We start from the raw sequence: 14567 nt of genomic DNA, 5'->3' as shown, positions 1-14567 counted from the left end.
CGGGGGGCAGTTCATGTAAGAGCGGAACCAATAGCCGCCGTTACCGCAAAAACGGATATGTACACATACCCAGAAGAGAGTGTGTAGATACCTATGCCCCGATGGCGGTATATCAGTCACCGCCTGTATTGCCTGCCCCCCCTGCTATCGCGGGCAAGCCCGCTCCCACACAAGCTCATCCCACAGTCAGCGAGGGGCTGGGTTCAGGGCTTTTTCCAAGCGTTTGGCCCGGGCGCTGGCGGCGAGGTCCAGCACGGCTTGGTCGCGCTGCCACATCGCGGCCCACGGTCCCGCCCCCATCGCCTGATTGACCTGCGCCTTCAGCCCCTCGAACTGCACAAACAATCCCCCCAACAACACATGCCCCGCCGCCGACGCGCTGGGTTGGCGAACAACCTCGGCACAGCCGGCCAGCAATGCCAACAACTGCAAACGCAGGGCCTGGGGCCAGTCGCATTCCTGGCCGATGCCATGCAGCCAGGCGGTCATCGCGCTGAGTACATAGGTGTCCTCCAGGGTGCGGAAGGGTTTGACGTAATCGTCCCAGCCATCCCCCGGCAAGCGCTCGCAGGCGGCGTGGTCGAGGTGGACGCGACCATGGCTGATATCGGGCATCAAGGGGATCGCCGGCAAGGGCTCCACACGCACGCCGGGCTCGCCGGCCAGCACCACGGCCAGGGTCAGGCGCGGCTTTTCGCCGGGGGCCTCGCAGCGGGCGGCGATCAACAGCCAGTCGGCGGCATCGCCGGCGGTGACGAAATCCTTGCGTCCGCTCAGGCGCAGGTCGTCCAGGCGCGTTTGCATGTCCAGCGGGCGCAGGCTGCGCTGTTCGGTCGCACACAGGGCGCCCAGGCTGTGGGGCGCGCTGGGCCATAACGCGCGCAATGCTGCTTGATAACCCACCAGGAACGCCAGGCCGGGCGTGGCCATCAGGCGGGCGCCCTGGGTTGCCAGCTCGAAGGGCGTGAGCGGCCCCAGGCGTTGCAATAAAACGCTGTAGCCCTCGGCCAGGTTGGCGTGGACGGGCAGTCGGGCAGGTCGGTCGAGCAACGCGTGCCAGGGCATGGAAGGCTCCTTGGGGGCTGTCATCTAAGCGTCACCGTAGATTCATGGAGATGACACCGGGGGTACATAGCCTGACTTTGCACAACAAAGTCGACTGGCCGCAACCCTGGCCGGCACCTGGAGACTCGCCATGACTCAGATCGCCCGCATCAGTGACACCGGCAATGAACGCCGCCTGCAAGCCGAACGCCTGATCGGCGCCCAGGCGTTGCAGGAAGCCCAGGCCCTGCGTTTCAGCGTTTTCAGCGGCGAGTTCAATGCCAAGCTGAAAGGCGCGGAGCTGGGCCTGGACATGGATGACTATGATGTTCACTGCAGCCACATTGGCGTACGGGACTTGAACACCGGGCGCCTGGTGGCCACCACCCGCCTGCTGGATCACCAGGCGGCCAGCACCCTGGGCCGGTTCTACAGCGAAGAAGAGTTCAGCCTCCACGGCCTCCTGCACTTGCAGGGGCCGATCCTGGAGATCGGCCGTACCTGTGTCGACCCGGCCTACCGTAACGGCGGCACCATCGCGGTGCTGTGGGGCGAGTTGGCCGAGGTGCTCAACCAGGGCGGCTACAGCTACCTGATGGGCTGCGCGAGCATCCCGATGCACGACGGCGGCATCCAGGCCCACGCGATCATGCAGCGCCTGCGCGAACGCTATCTGTGCAACGAACACCTGCGCGCCGAACCGAAAAAGCCTCTGCCGAGCCTGGACTTGCCGTCCAACGTCATCGCCGAAATGCCGCCACTGCTCAAGGCCTACATGCGCCTGGGCGCGAAGATCTGCGGCGAGCCGTGCTGGGACGAGGACTTCCAGGTGGCCGACGTGTTCATCCTGCTCAAACGCGACGAGTTGTGCCCGCGGTATGCCCGCCACTTCAAGGCGGCCATGTGATGGGCCGCCTGCGGGTCTACGGGCGGATCGCCCGCGTGCTGCTGGTGGTGGCCCTGGGCTTGAGCATGGCCGGCGTGTTTGGTGTGTTCGAGCGCCTGGGAATCGCCAACTCCATGGTGCGGCGCCAGCGCTGGTCGCGGTTTTTCATGGCGCGCCTGAGCAATGCCCTGCCCTTTCGCGTGACGGTGCACGGTGAGCTGCCGCAACAGCCGATGCTGTGGGTCAGCAACCATGTGTCCTGGACCGACATCCCGCTGCTGGGGATGGTGGCGCCGCTGTCATTCCTGTCCAAGGCCGAAGTGCGCACCTGGCCAGTGGCCGGTTGGCTGGCCGCCAAGGCGGGCAGCCTGTTTATCCGCCGTGGCTCGGGGGATAGTCAGTTGATTCGCAAACAGATGACTCGTCATCTCGAGCAAAAACACCCGCTGCTGATGTTCCCCGAAGGCACCACCACCGATGGCCGCAGCCTGCGCACCTTCCATGGCCGGCTACTGGCCAGCGCGATTGATGCCGAGGTGGCGCTGCAACCGGTGGCGATCCGTTATTTGCGCGAGGGACAGATTGATCCGCTCGCACCGTTTATTGGTGACGATGATTTGCTCTCGCACCTGATGCGTTTGTTTGCCAATGATCAGGGCGACGTTGAGATTCATCTGCTCAAACCCATTGCCTGCGCCGGCCAGGAACGTGCGGCGCTGGCGTATCAGGCGCAGCAGGCGGTGCAGAAGGCCTTGTTCGGGCCGGTGCCACAAAACCAGCCAGTGCCGGTTCGGCCGGCGTATGCGGCCTGAAGCAAACGCAGTACCCAATGTGGGGGCTTGCTCCCACATTCAGGTTTGTATTACCAAGTGGCTATTCGAGAACGCCTGCAACTGGGGATAGAACACCCGGAAATCCTCGCTCAACGGCTCATACAGAACTCGCAACTCCTGCATCGCCTGGTCCAGTTCCTGGGGTTGGCTCAGGCGCCGGGAAATCCCCCGCAGCACATGCTCCATCACCGCAAACTCGCGGTAGGAGCCCAGCCAGTCATCCGTCGCCATAGACGGTGCAATCTGCGCCAGGCGCCCCGGCAATTGCGGTTCGGCCGCCAGCACCTGGTACACCTGGGAGGTAAAGCGCTCCAGTGGCTGATCGGCATACAACGCCCAATCCCGCGCCAGGCAATGGTCGAAGAACACGTCGAGGACGATCCCCGCATAACGACGCCGAGTCAGGGTAAACCGTGACAACGCCTGCCCGACCAATGGGTGGCTGTCGGTGAAACGGTCGATGGAGCGATGCAGCTGGATCGCCGCCTCGATTTGCGGGCTGTACTGGCCCTGCAGGCGGCCTTTGACGAAATCGCCATAGAGGCTGCCCAGCAGTTGTGCAGGAAGTTGGCCGCCGAGGTGCAGATGTGCGAGATAATTCATGGCGCGCAGTTTAGCACTGCTGCCAACGTATCGTTATAACCCGATATACCGATTTATTAAGTAACAAGATCAAAATCGTATTGGTATATCGGGATATAGCGATTTAAAGTTCGCCTCATCGCGATATAACGTTTTACCCACACCGAGCCCTGCCATGTCCATTGACCTCGACGAAATAATAAAAGCCCTGGCACACCCAGTACGGCGAGACATTCTCAACTGGCTGAAAGACCCGAAAGTGCAGTTCCCCGAACAAGTCCACAACCACGAGTACGGCATCTGCGCCGGGCAGATCGACCAACGCTGCGGCCTGTCGCAGTCCACCGTGTCGGCGCACCTGGCAACCCTGCAACGGGCAGGCCTGATCAGTAGCCAGAAAGCCGGGCAGTGGCACTTTTTCCGCCGCAATGAAGACGTCATCCAGGCGTTTATCCAAGCCATCACCGAAGAACTCAGCCCACCGCTGTAAAGGATCCCGCATGCCTCTCTCGCTCCTCATACTGGCCTTAAGCGCCTTCGCCATCGGCACCACCGAATTCGTCATCATGGGCCTGTTGCCCGATGTGGCGGCCGACCTTGGTGTGTCGATTCCTGGCGCCGGCTGGCTGGTGACTGGCTACGCCCTGGGCGTGGCCATTGGTGCACCCTTCATGGCACTGGCCACCGCCAAACTGCCACGCAAGGCTGCCCTGGTAGCGTTGATGGGCATTTTCATCGTCGGCAATCTGCTTTGCGCCCTGGCCAGTGACTACAACGTGTTGATGTTTGCCCGGGTAGTCACCGCGTTGTGCCACGGTGCCTTCTTTGGGATCGGCTCGGTGGTGGCCGCCAACCTGGTGCCAGCCAACAAACGCGCATCAGCCGTGGCCCTGATGTTCACCGGCCTGACCCTGGCCAACGTGCTCGGCGTGCCCCTGGGCACCGCGCTGGGCCAGGAAGCCGGCTGGCGCTCGACCTTCTGGGCGGTGACGGTGATTGGTGTGATCGCGCTGATCGGCCTGATCCGCTTCCTGCCGGCCAAGCGTGATGAAGAGAAACTCGATATGCGCGCCGAACTGGCGGCCCTCAAGGGTGCCGGGATCTGGTTGTCGCTGAGCATGACCGCGCTGTTTGCCGCGTCGATGTTCACCCTCTTCACCTACGTCGCGCCGCTGCTCGGTGATGTCACCGGCGTCTCGCCCAAAGGCGTGACCTGGACCCTGCTGCTGATCGGCCTGGGCCTGACCGTGGGCAATATCATCGGCGGCAAACTGGCGGACAAACGCCTGGCGGCGACCCTGATCGGCGTGTTTATCAGCATGGCCGTGGTATCCACCGCATTGACCTGGACCAGCGTCGCCATCATCCCCACCGAAATCACCCTGTTCCTCTGGGCCACCGCGTCGTTTGCCGCCGTACCGGCACTGCAGATCAACGTGGTGACCTTCGGCAAGGCCGCGCCCAACCTGGTGTCGACCCTCAATATCGGCGCTTTCAATATCGGCAACGCCCTGGGCGCCTGGGTCGGCGGCAGTGTGATTGCCCACGGTTTCGGCCTGACCAGCGTGCCGCTGGCGGCTGCGGCCCTGGCGATCCTGGCGCTGGTGGTCACGCTGATCACCTTCCGCCAGAGCGCCGATGCTGACCTGGCCCCTGCTACCCATTAATCACTTAGAACAGACGAGTATTTGCGATGACGACTATTTTCGATCCGATCAAACTGGGTGATGTGCAGCTGTCGAACCGCATCATCATGGCACCGCTGACCCGCTGCCGTGCCGACGCCGGTCGCGTGCCCAATGCGCTGATGGCTGAATACTACGTGCAGCGGGCGTCTGCCGGCCTGATCCTCAGCGAAGCCACTTCGGTGACGCCGATGGGCGTGGGCTACCCGAACACCCCAGGCATCTGGTCCAACGACCAGGTGCGCGGCTGGACCAACATCACCAAGGCCGTGCACGGCGCCGGCGGCAAGATCTTCCTGCAACTGTGGCACGTGGGGCGGATCTCCCACCCGTCTTACCTGAACGGCGAGAGCCCGGTAGCCCCGAGCGCCATCCAGCCCGCCGGCCACGTCAGCCTGGTGCGCCCGCTGGCCGACTACCCAACCCCACGAGCCCTGGAAACCGCAGAAATCGCCGATATCGTCGATGCCTATCGCGTGGGTGCCGAGAACGCCAAGGCTGCCGGTTTTGACGGGGTGGAAGTGCACGGCGCCAATGGCTACCTGCTCGACCAGTTCCTGCAAAGCAGCACCAACCAGCGCACCGACGAATACGGCGGTTCCCTGGAAAACCGCGCGCGACTGTTGCTGGAAGTGACTGACGCGGTGATCGAAGTCTGGGGCGCCGGCCGCGTGGGGATGCATCTGTCGCCACGGGCCGACCTGCATGACATGGGCGATGCCAACCTGGCAGAAACCTTCACCTACGTCGCCCGTGAACTGGGCAAGCGTGGCATCGCCTTTATCTGCGCCCGCGAGAAAGAAGCCGGCGACAGCCTGGGCTCGCAATTGAAAGCCGCGTTCGGCGGTCCGTACATTGCCAACGAACGCTTCACCAAGGACAGCGCCAATGCCTGGCTGGCCTCGGGCAAGGCCGATGCGGTGGCGTTTGGCGTGCCGTTTATCGCCAACCCGGACCTGCCGGCCCGTCTCAAGGCCGATGCATCATTAAACGAAGCGAACCCGCAAACCTTCTACAGCCCAGGCCCGGTCGGCTATATCGACTACCCGACCCTGGCGCTCTGACCCGCAACAATGCAAAAGCCCCGGCTCGCAAGAGCCGGGGCTTTTTATTGGATCTTGAAAACACCGCGCCCGCTCCCACAGGTTCGGTAACAATCCTTCACAGCAATGAAACAATATCGCTACAAAATACTTAGCCGGCTACCTTTCAACCTGGGGCCAGCGCGTATATAACGTCACCCCACAAATAAGTCGGAAGGACGATTGATCATCCTTAGGCTTTACTGTTGACACCAACGAACGCAATTACGCATTTTGTATCAATTGTGCAGGCTGGGACTCAAGCGCAGCATGTCCAGCCCGATATCCACCAGGCGCTCGGCCTGCTGATACAGCTCAAAGCTGTCTGGCACCAGTAGCCACTGGCCAATAAGCCCGTTGATGTAGGCATGAATGCACACCGCCCCGCGAGCGGTGTCGAGGTTTTCCGGAAGTTGCCCGCGGTGGACTGCATTGCGCAGTGTCAGGCCAATGCGCAGGTTGCACTCAAGGCTGTGGGTCTGGCGCTGACGGCGCATGTCACACATTTCATCGGTAAATTCGCACTTATGGAACAAGATCTCATTAATGCGCCGGGTTTTCGGGTCCAGGGCCACCTGATGAAAAAGATGGATCAGCAGCTTGCGCATGCAGCCCAGCGGATCTACCTCATCCTCGCTTTCACTGGCCCTGGCCAATTCGTCCAGGGGCTCGTGCAGCGTGTCCAGCAGCGCCTGCAGCAGGTCCGACTTGTTGCTGAAGTGCCAATAGATCGCGCCTCGCGTCACGCCCGCACGCGCCGCGATATCCGCCAGCGTAGTACGGGCAACGCCACGCTCATAAAAGGCTTGCTCGGCAGCTTCAAGAATCTGGCTGCGGGTTTCCTGAGCTTCCTCTTTGGTACGACGAACCATGGCAGTAACACCTCAATCAGGACACGAGCGGTGGTTGATAACCACCTTCTGAATAATTATGGGACGACACCGTCAAGGGCGCCGAACGTAATAGAATCGAGGCTTTCAGCGCTGCCTTGCAAGGAATCCGCGAAGCCTGTCAAGAGTTTACAAACAACCATGAACGTAAGTATATTGCCTAGCAAGCTACTTATCTACTCACTGCCTGTTTTTTACCCTTCCACACTTCTTGTGCGCATCGAGCGCGCCTGACCCGAGGATCTTCATGCAACTTAAGCCAGCTGTTACCGCTCTGGTCACTGCCGTCGCCCTGGCATCGCTGCTCAGCGGATGTAAAAAGGAAGAAGCGGCTCCGCCCGCTCAAACCCCTCAGGTCGGCGTGGTCACTATTCAACCTCAAGCCTATACCCTGACCTCCGAATTGCCGGGCCGCACCACTGCGTTCCGCATCGCGGAAGTCCGCCCGCAGGTCAATGGCATCATTCTCAAGCGTCTGTTCAAGGAAGGCGGCGACGTCAAGGAAGGCCAGCAGCTCTATCAGATCGACCCATCGGTGTATGAGGCGACCCTGAAAAGCGCCCAGGCCAACCTGCAACAGACCAAGTCGATTGCCGACCGCTACAAACAACTGGTCAACGAGCAGGCCGTCAGCCGCCAGGAATACGACACCGCCGTATCCAACCGCATGACTTCCGAAGCCAACCTGCAGACCGCCCAGATCAACGTGCGCTACACCAAGGTGTTTGCCCCGATCTCCGGGCGTATCGGGCGTTCCTCGGTCACCGAAGGCGCTCTGGTCAGCAATGGCCAGTCCGACGCCATGGCCGTGATCCAGCAACTGGACCCGATCTACGTCGACGTCACGCAATCCTCCGCCGAGATGCTGAAGCTGCGTCGCGACCTGGAAAGCGGCCAACTGCAGAAATCCGGTGAAAACGCGGCCATGGTCAAGCTGACCCTGGAAGACGGCAGCGAGTACGCGCAACAGGGCAAGCTGGAATTCTCTGAAGTGTCGGTCGACCAGACCACCGGTTCGGTAACCCTGCGCGCCGTGTTCCCCAACCCTGATCACACCCTGTTGCCGGGCATGTTCGTCCACGCCCAATTGCAGGCCGGCGTGAACAGCAAGGCGATCCTCGCCCCACAACAAGGCGTGACCCGCGACATCCGGGGCATCCCGACTGCGCTGGTCGTGACCGCCGACAACAAGGTCGAACAGCGCGTGCTGGTGGCCAACCGTACCGCTGGCGCCTACTGGCTGGTGGAAAAGGGCCTGAATGCCGGTGACCGTGTGATCACCGAAGGCTTGCAGTTCATCAAGCCGGGCATCACGGTTGACGCGAAGGAAGCCACCAACGCCAAGCCTGCCGGTACTGCTCCTGCCGCCGCCGCTGGCAAAGGGGAGTAATACATGTCGAAATTTTTTATCGACCGTCCCATTTTCGCCTGGGTAATTGCCCTGGTGATCATGCTGGTCGGGGCACTGTCGATCCTGAAGTTGCCCATCAACCAATACCCGGCCATCGCGCCAACCGCCATTGATATCCAGGTGACCTACCCAGGCGCGTCCGCACAAACCGTGCAGGACACCGTGGTACAGGTGATCGAGCAGCAGCTCAACGGTATCGACAACCTGCGTTATGTGGCCTCGGACAGTAACTCCGACGGCAGCATGACCATCACCGCGACGTTCAACCAGGGTACCAACCCGGACATCGCCCAGGTTCAGGTGCAGAACAAGCTGAACCTGGCGACCCCATTGCTGCCGCAAGAAGTGCAGCAACAAGGGATCCGCGTAACCAAGTCGGTGAAGAACTTCCTGATGGTGATCGGCCTGGTGTCCGAAGACGGCACCATGAGCAAGGATGACCTGTCCAACTACATCGTTTCCAACATCCAGGATCCGATTTCGCGGACGTCTGGCGTGGGTGACTTCCAGGTCTTCGGTTCCCAGTACGCCATGCGTATCTGGCTGGATCCGGCCAAGTTGAACAACTTCCAGATGACCCCGGTGGATGTCAGCAGTGCCATTGCGGCGCAGAACGTCCAGGTGGCCACCGGCCAGTTGGGCGGCCTGCCAGCCCTGCCCGGCACCCAGTTGAACGCCACCATCATCGGCAAGACCCGTCTGCAAAGCGCCGAGCAGTTTGAAAAGATCCTGCTGCGCGTGAACAGCGATGGCTCCCAGGTACGCCTGGGCGATGTCGCCCGTGTCGAGTTGGGTGGCCAGAACTACAGCATCAGTGCCCAGTTCAACGGCAAGCCGGCTTCCGGCATGGCGATCAAACTGGCATCGGGTGCCAACGCCCTGGACACCGCCAAGGCCATCCGTGCCACGGTCGCGTCCCTGGAGCCGTTCTTCCCGCCAGGCATGAAAGCCGTGGTTCCGTATGACACCACCCCAGTGGTGACCGAGTCGATTTCCGGGGTAGTCGATACCCTGGTCGAGGCGATCATCCTGGTGTTCCTGGTGATGTACCTGTTCCTGCAAAACTTCCGCGCCACCATCATCACCACCATGACAGTACCGGTGGTATTGCTGGGTACGTTCGGCATCCTCGCGGCCTTCGGCTTCACCATCAACACCTTGACCATGTTCGGCATGATCCTGGCCATCGGCTTGCTGGTGGACGATGCGATCGTGGTAGTGGAAAACGTCGAGCGGGTGATGGCCGAGGAGCATCTGTCGCCTAAAGAGGCAACGGTCAAGTCCATGGACCAGATCCAGGGCGCCCTGGTAGGTATTGCCCTGGTACTCTCGGCGGTACTGCTGCCGATGGCGTTCTTTGGCGGCTCGACGGGGGTCATCTATAAACAGTTCTCCATCACCATTGTGTCGGCGATGGCACTTTCGGTACTGGTTGCACTGATCTTCACCCCGGCCCTGTGCGCCACCATGCTCAAGCCGATCGACCCCGAGAAACACGGCCAACCCAAGCGTGGTTTCTTCGGCTGGTTCAACCGCACCTTCGACCGTGGCGTACTGAGCTACGAGCGCGGCGTGGGCAACATGATCAAGCACAAGGCGCCTTCGTTCCTGGTGTACCTGATCATCTTCGCCGGCATGATCTGGCTGTTCACCCGTATCCCAAGCGCGTTCCTGCCCGAGGAAGACCAGGGCGTGATCTTCGCCCAGGTACAGACGCCGGTTGGTTCTTCGGCCGAACGCACCCAGACCGTTATCGACGACATGCGTGCTTTCCTGTTGAACGACAAGGAAGGCGAGCCCGGTGAAGGCAAGGCCGTGCAATCGGTATTTACCGTAAACGGCTTCAACTTTGCCGGTCGTGGCCAAAGCTCGGGCCTGGCATTCGTCATGCTCAAGCCATGGGACCAGCGCGACGCATCCATGTCGGTGTTCGAAGTGGCCAAGCGTGCCCAGGGCTACTTCTTCCAGACCTTCAAGGACGCCATGGTGTTTGCCATCGTGCCCCCATCGGTACTGGAGTTGGGTAACGCCACCGGTTTCGACGTGTTCCTGCAGGACCAGGGCGGTGTGGGTCACGAAGCGTTGATGAACGCACGTAACCAGTTCCTCGGCATGGCCGCGCAGAGCAAGATCCTGGCCGGCGTACGTCCCAACGGCGTCAACGATGAGCCGCAGTACGAGCTGACCATCGACGACGAGAAAGCCAGTGCCCAGGGCATCAGCCTGTCGAGCATCAACCAGACCCTGGCGATTGCCTTGGGTGGCAGCTACGTCAATGACTTCATCGACCGCGGTCGAGTGAAGAAGGTCTACATCCAGGGTGAGGCCGCTGGCCGGATGACCCCTGAAGACCTGAACAAATGGTTCGTGCGCGCCAACGACGGAAAAATGGTGCCACTATCAGCAATTGCCTCTGGCAACTGGATCTTCGGTTCGCCGAAACTGTCGCGGTACAACGGTGTAGCGGCGATGGAAGTCCTCGGTACCCCGGCGCCTGGCTACAGCACCGGTGATGCGATGGCGGAAGTCGAACGCATCGCCAAGCAATTGCCGGCAGGTGTGGGCTATGCCTGGACCGGCCTGTCCTATGAAGAACGCTTGTCCGGCTCCCAGGCACCTGCGCTGTATGCCCTGTCGTTGCTGGTGGTGTTCCTTTGCCTGGCAGCGTTGTACGAAAGCTGGTCGATCCCGATTGCGGTAGTGCTGGTAGTACCGCTGGGCGTGATCGGTGCACTGATGGCCACCAGCCTGCGAGGACTGTCCAACGACGTGTTCTTCCAGGTGGGGTTGTTGGTCACCGTGGGCCTGGCTTCGAAGAACGCCATCCTGATTGTCGAGTTCGCCAAGGAACTGCATGAACAGGGCAAGGGCATCGTCGAGGCGGCCATCGAGGCGTCCCGCATGCGTTTGCGTCCGATCATCATGACGTCCATGGCGTTCATCCTCGGCGTACTGCCGCTGGCGATCTCCTCGGGTGCAGGTTCGGGCAGCCAACACGCAATCGGTACCGGCGTAATTGGCGGTATGATCACCGCCACTGTTCTGGCTATCTTCTGGGTGCCACTGTTCTTCGTGACCGTGTCCGCCATTGGCAGCCGGAAAAAAACTGACAAGTCCGATACACCGAATACTCCTAAAGAGGCTGGCTAATGCGCAAGTCGCTACTCTCCCTGGCAGTCACGGCATTTGTGCTCAGTGGCTGCTCGCTGATCCCTGATTATCAGCAGCCTGAAGCGCCGGTGGCCGCCCAGTTCCCGCAGGGGCCGGCGTACTCGTCGGCCCAGGCACCGAGCCAGGCCGCGGCCGAGCAAGGCTGGAAGCAGTTTTTCCACGACCCTGCCCTGCAGCAACTGATTCAGGTCGCGTTGGTCAACAACCGTGACCTGCGCGTCGCCGCGCTGAACATCGACGCCTTTGCCGCGCAGTACCGCATCCAGCGTGCCGACCTGTTCCCGGCCGTCGGCGCCAATGGCAGCGGCAGCCGCCAGCGCGTTCCGGCACGGGCCTCGCAAACCGGCGAATCGAACATCACCAGCTCCTACTCGGCGACCCTCGGGATCAACGCCTACGAACTGGACCTGTTCGGCCGGGTGCGCAGCCTGAGCGAAGAAGCGTTGCAGAAGTACTTCGCCACTGAAGAAGCACGCCGCAGCACGCAGATCAGCCTGGTGGCCAGCGTGGCCAATGCCTACCTGACCTGGCAGGCCGACAAGGAACTGCTGAAGCTGACCCAGGACACCCTGGCCGCCTACGAGCAGAGCTTCAAGCTCACCTCGCGCAGCAACGAAGTCGGCGTGGCCTCGGCCCTGGACTTGAGCCAGGCGCGGACCTCGGTTGAAAGCGCCCGCGTGCAACTGGCCCGCTACACCCGCCAGGTGGCCCAGGATGAAAACAACCTGACCCTGCTGCTGGGCACCGGTCTGCCGGCGAATCTCGTCACTCAGCCGCTGTCCGACGACCTGTTGAGCGAAGTACCGGCCGGCCTGCCTTCAGACCTGCTGCAACGTCGCCCCGACATCCTCCAGGCCGAGCACAACCTCAAGGCTGCCAACGCCAATATCGGCGCGGCACGGGCTGCGTTCTTCCCGAGCATCAGCCTGACGGCCAATGCCGGGACCTTGAGCCCGGACCTCGGCGGCCTGTTCAAGGGCGGCTCGGGTACCTGGTCGTTCGCACCGCAGATCAACATCCCGATCTTCAACGCCGGTAGCCTGCGCGCAAGCCTGGACTACTCGAAGATCCAGAAAGAGATCAACGTCGCGACCTACGAGAAGTCGATCCAGACCGCGTTCCAGGAAGTCTCCGACGGCCTGGCAGCACGTGCGACCTACAACCAACAGTTGCAGGCCCAGCGTGACTTCGTCTCGGCCAACCAGGACTACTACCGTCTGGCCGAGCGTCGCTACCGCATCGGGGTTGATAGCAACCTGACCTTCCTCGACGCCCAGCGCCAGCTGTTCGCTGCCCAGCAAACGCTGATCACCGACCGCCTGGCCCAACTGACCAGCGAAGTGACCTTGTACAAGGCCCTCGGTGGCGGTTGGAACGAACAGACGGCGCAGAATGAGCCGGTGAAAGAAGAAGCGCCGAAGCTCAAGTTGTTCTGATCGGCGTAGCAACACAGGAAGCCCACCTTTTGGTGGGCTTTTTCATGGGCGTACAGTTCCGTTCGATCACCGCCCAGAACCCGCCCTCCCCCAATTGAACCGCCCCGGCAACGCCCCGCACCATGGCCCGCACCTGAAAACCACCAATAACAACAGGTCCCACGCCATGAGCACCTTGCACCCTCGCCGGCTATTGCTGGCTACCGCTGTCGCCAGCCTTGCCCTCCCAGTTGTCGCCGAGGAACACGGCTTTCTGGAAGATGCCAGCGCCAACCTCAACCTGCGCAATTTCTTCCTCAACCGCAATTTCACCAACCCGACCAAGGCCCAGGGCGGCGCGCAGGAGTGGACGCAGAGTTTCATCCTCGACGCCAAGTCCGGTTTCACCCAGGGCACCGTGGGGTTCGGGGTGGATGTGCTGGGCATGTACGCGCAAAAACTCGACGGCGGCGGCGGCGCCGGTGGCACCCAATTGCTGCCCCTGGATCACGATGGCAAACCGGCCGACAACTTCGGCCGCCTGGGGGTGGCGTTCAAGGCACGGATTTCCCAGACCGAATTGAAAGTCGGCGAGTGGATGCCAGTGCTACCGATCCTGCGTTCGGACGATGGCCGCTCCCTGCCGCAAACCCTGCGCGGCGGGCAGATCACGTCCAAAGAGATCGCCGGCCTGACCCTGTATGGCGGCCAGTTCCGCGCCAACAGCCCACGGGACGACAGCAGCATGACGGACATGTCGATGTTCGGTAAAACCGCGTTCACCTCCGATCGCTTCAACTTCCAGGGCGCCGAATATGCGTTCAACGACAAGCGCACCCAGGTCGGCGTGTGGAATGCCCAGCTCAAGGACATCTACCGCCAGCAATACCTCAACCTGACCCACAGCCAGCCCGTGGGCGACTGGACCCTGGGCGCCAACCTCGGCTTCTTCTATGGCCAGGACGACGGCAGCGCCCGTGCCGGCAACCTGGACAACCAGACCTGGTCCGGCCTGTTCTCGGCCAGGTACGGCGGCCACACCTTCTATGTCGGCCTGCAAAAACTCAATGGCAATAGCGCGTGGATGCGGGTCAATGGCACCAGCGGCGGCACCCTGGCCAACGACAGCTTCAATGCCAGCTATGACAACGCCGAAGAACGCTCCTGGCAGCTGCGCCACGACTACAACTTCGCCGCACTCGGCGTGCCGGGCCTGACCCTGATGAACCGCTACATCAGCGGCAGCAACGTGCACACCGCCACCGTCAGCGATGGCAAGGAATGGGGACGGGAAAGCGAAGTGGGCTACACCGTGCAAAGCGGCAGCCTGAAAAGCCTGACCCTGCGCTGGCGCAATTCCAGCATCCGTCGCGACTTCAGCAACAATGAGTTTGATGAGAATCGGTTGATTGTCAGTTATCCCCTTAGCCTGCTGTAGGCTGCCTCGCACTGACTAGGGGTACCAGCACTGGATATCTGCGGTGGCCCCCCCTGGAGCAGGCCGGCGACAAACCTGCGCGAGATACGCCCAACGGCAAACTTCAGGCCGTCGGCCTGCCGACCGCTGC

The 14567-nt window shown here is 61.7% G+C and carries 12 protein-coding genes; 9 read left to right on the top strand and 3 right to left on the bottom strand.

What is annotated here, in order from left to right:
• Nucleotides 1-186: 186 nt before the first annotated feature.
• Nucleotides 187-1065 carry an acyl-CoA dehydrogenase family protein gene (locus K1X80_RS07425; RefSeq protein ID WP_186626211.1) on the bottom strand — a complete coding sequence of 293 codons (879 nt, stop codon included), beginning with the start codon at nucleotides 1063-1065 and terminating at the stop codon, nucleotides 187-189.
• Between the two features lie 130 nt (nucleotides 1066-1195).
• On the opposite strand from K1X80_RS07425, the gene olsB reads away from it, so the two are divergent.
• Nucleotides 1196-1951, top strand: coding sequence for an L-ornithine N(alpha)-acyltransferase (olsB, locus tag K1X80_RS07420; protein ID WP_057439788.1), 756 nt, complete (start codon nucleotides 1196-1198; stop codon nucleotides 1949-1951).
• Nucleotides 1951-2742: a 1-acyl-sn-glycerol-3-phosphate acyltransferase gene (locus tag K1X80_RS07415; RefSeq protein ID WP_115127562.1), complete on the top strand. Its 792-nt coding sequence runs from the start codon at nucleotides 1951-1953 to the stop codon at nucleotides 2740-2742. Before olsB ends, K1X80_RS07415 begins: the two co-directional genes overlap by 1 nt.
• A gap of 39 nt (nucleotides 2743-2781) precedes the next feature.
• Here the strand turns inward: K1X80_RS07415 and K1X80_RS07410 are convergent, their stop codons facing one another.
• The gene (locus K1X80_RS07410; RefSeq protein WP_115127561.1) at nucleotides 2782-3366 is read right to left on the bottom strand and encodes an ACP phosphodiesterase; all 585 of its coding nucleotides are present in this window, start codon (nucleotides 3364-3366) and stop codon (nucleotides 2782-2784) included.
• A gap of 154 nt (nucleotides 3367-3520) precedes the next feature.
• On the opposite strand from K1X80_RS07410, the gene K1X80_RS07405 reads away from it, so the two are divergent.
• From K1X80_RS07405 to K1X80_RS07395, 3 genes are read left to right on the top strand one after another with little or no spacing between them, the layout of a single operon-like run.
• Nucleotides 3521-3835, top strand: a complete 315-nt coding sequence (locus K1X80_RS07405; protein ID WP_029297039.1) for a helix-turn-helix transcriptional regulator — start codon at nucleotides 3521-3523, stop codon at nucleotides 3833-3835.
• 10 nt (nucleotides 3836-3845) lie between these two features.
• Nucleotides 3846-5012 (top strand): MFS transporter, encoded by a 1167-nt coding sequence (locus K1X80_RS07400; RefSeq protein ID WP_057958749.1) that lies wholly within the window; start codon nucleotides 3846-3848, stop codon nucleotides 5010-5012.
• Between the two features lie 26 nt (nucleotides 5013-5038).
• Nucleotides 5039-6094, top strand: coding sequence for an alkene reductase (locus K1X80_RS07395; protein WP_198800264.1), 1056 nt, complete (start codon nucleotides 5039-5041; stop codon nucleotides 6092-6094).
• Between the two features lie 257 nt (nucleotides 6095-6351).
• Here the strand turns inward: K1X80_RS07395 and K1X80_RS07390 are convergent, their stop codons facing one another.
• Nucleotides 6352-6984 (bottom strand): TetR family transcriptional regulator, encoded by a 633-nt coding sequence (locus K1X80_RS07390; RefSeq protein ID WP_057439796.1) that lies wholly within the window; start codon nucleotides 6982-6984, stop codon nucleotides 6352-6354.
• Nucleotides 6985-7249: 265 nt separating this feature from the next.
• Between K1X80_RS07390 and K1X80_RS07385 the strand changes: the two genes are divergently transcribed.
• From K1X80_RS07385 to K1X80_RS07370, 4 genes are all read left to right on the top strand, one after another.
• Entirely contained in the window at nucleotides 7250-8392 is a 1143-nt protein-coding gene (locus tag K1X80_RS07385) for an efflux RND transporter periplasmic adaptor subunit (protein ID WP_198818497.1), read from the top strand.
• Nucleotides 8393-8395: 3 nt separating this feature from the next.
• Nucleotides 8396-11563: an efflux RND transporter permease subunit gene (locus K1X80_RS07380; RefSeq protein WP_186626212.1), complete on the top strand. Its 3168-nt coding sequence runs from the start codon at nucleotides 8396-8398 to the stop codon at nucleotides 11561-11563.
• On the top strand, nucleotides 11563-13020 hold the full coding sequence (gene adeC / locus K1X80_RS07375; RefSeq protein WP_057958747.1) for an AdeC/AdeK/OprM family multidrug efflux complex outer membrane factor: 1458 nt from the start codon (nucleotides 11563-11565) through the stop codon (nucleotides 13018-13020). The genes K1X80_RS07380 and adeC overlap by 1 nt, the downstream gene beginning before the upstream one ends.
• A 166-nt stretch (nucleotides 13021-13186) precedes the next feature.
• The gene (locus K1X80_RS07370; protein WP_220172760.1) at nucleotides 13187-14437 is read left to right on the top strand and encodes an OprD family porin; all 1251 of its coding nucleotides are present in this window, start codon (nucleotides 13187-13189) and stop codon (nucleotides 14435-14437) included.
• The last annotated feature ends 130 nt before the right edge of the window (nucleotides 14438-14567 follow it).

This window comes from Pseudomonas sp. So3.2b (assembly GCF_019464415.1).
GTDB classification, from domain to species: domain Bacteria; phylum Pseudomonadota; class Gammaproteobacteria; order Pseudomonadales; family Pseudomonadaceae; genus Aquipseudomonas; species Aquipseudomonas shahriarae.
The sequence above is the reverse complement of the archived record's forward strand: the minus strand, read 5'-3'. Positions and strand labels throughout refer to the sequence as shown.

Excerpts from the sequence above, each read along its gene's own strand:
- K1X80_RS07390 (WP_057439796.1), bottom strand. The coding sequence starts at position 6,984 with ATGGTTCGTCGTACCAAAGAGGAAGCTCAGGAAACCCGCAGCCAGATT.
- K1X80_RS07415 (WP_115127562.1), top strand. The coding sequence starts at position 1,951 with ATGGGCCGCCTGCGGGTCTACGGGCGGATCGCCCGCGTGCTGCTGGTG.
- K1X80_RS07405 (WP_029297039.1), top strand. The coding sequence starts at position 3,521 with ATGTCCATTGACCTCGACGAAATAATAAAAGCCCTGGCACACCCAGTA.
- K1X80_RS07425 (WP_186626211.1), bottom strand. The coding sequence starts at position 1,065 with ATGCCCTGGCACGCGTTGCTCGACCGACCTGCCCGACTGCCCGTCCAC.
- K1X80_RS07380 (WP_186626212.1), top strand. The coding sequence starts at position 8,396 with ATGTCGAAATTTTTTATCGACCGTCCCATTTTCGCCTGGGTAATTGCC.
- K1X80_RS07410 (WP_115127561.1), bottom strand. The coding sequence starts at position 3,366 with ATGAATTATCTCGCACATCTGCACCTCGGCGGCCAACTTCCTGCACAA.
- K1X80_RS07395 (WP_198800264.1), top strand. The coding sequence starts at position 5,039 with ATGACGACTATTTTCGATCCGATCAAACTGGGTGATGTGCAGCTGTCG.
- adeC (WP_057958747.1), top strand. The coding sequence starts at position 11,563 with ATGCGCAAGTCGCTACTCTCCCTGGCAGTCACGGCATTTGTGCTCAGT.
- K1X80_RS07400 (WP_057958749.1), top strand. The coding sequence starts at position 3,846 with ATGCCTCTCTCGCTCCTCATACTGGCCTTAAGCGCCTTCGCCATCGGC.
- K1X80_RS07385 (WP_198818497.1), top strand. The coding sequence starts at position 7,250 with ATGCAACTTAAGCCAGCTGTTACCGCTCTGGTCACTGCCGTCGCCCTG.
- olsB (WP_057439788.1), top strand. The coding sequence starts at position 1,196 with ATGACTCAGATCGCCCGCATCAGTGACACCGGCAATGAACGCCGCCTG.
- K1X80_RS07370 (WP_220172760.1), top strand. The coding sequence starts at position 13,187 with ATGAGCACCTTGCACCCTCGCCGGCTATTGCTGGCTACCGCTGTCGCC.